The sequence below is a fragment of the Oleiphilus sp. HI0117 genome, from assembly GCF_001635235.1.
This window is the reverse complement of sequence record NZ_LWGA01001052.1, coordinates 1-619: the sequence shown is the minus strand read 5'-3', so window position 1 is coordinate 619 and position 619 is coordinate 1. Positions and strand designations below refer to the sequence as shown.

Sequence of the window (619 nt, the reverse complement as noted above, 5' to 3'; positions counted from 1 at the left end):
ATGCGATGCATGTTGCCAGTCAATCGGGTAGACGTGCGACCGGTATTTACATGGATGATGGTGCGGTGAGCTATATTGGCCACAAATCAATGAATAGCTTCGCTCACCGTTTTCTGGATCCTTTTCTTAAGAAACTCGTATACGGAACCTGGTGGAAGAACGCCCTGACAATAGGCTCTTCTGCTTGGATTTCAAAAGCCTATTTGGCGTTCCCTGAGTATGCTCACCCTCTGTTGCAGGAAAAGAAGCGCTTAGCGCTCAACACAGATTTGTTCTCATCTGATCAATTTAAACAGCTTTCTAAAAGTTTACTTGATGATAGAAAGGTCGATTTAAGCTGTTTCGATGCGATTAAGGTGTTGATTACTTTGCCTCATGAGGCTAGTTATATGAGGCAGCCGGATAGTCTAACAAGTGCCTATAAGCGATTGTTAGAAACTTTCTCCCCTCGTGACATTGGGGTCAAGGCTCACCCGAGGAGTACTAACCTTGACTTGCTCGATGAGATGTTTCCAGGTTCAACCCGTATCGATAAAAATATAGGCTTTGAGCTTATCTTGCCTCTGCTGGGAGATGACGTGCTTGTTTTGGGCGATATCTCGACAACCTTGCTGTCTGC

General features: G+C 45.1%; 1 protein-coding gene. It reads left to right on the top strand.

All coding sequences use genetic code 11. From position 1 onward, the window contains the following. Positions 1-619 (top strand): hypothetical protein (locus tag A3757_RS27015; protein WP_197470133.1); only part of this gene is annotated, 619 nt, incomplete at both ends.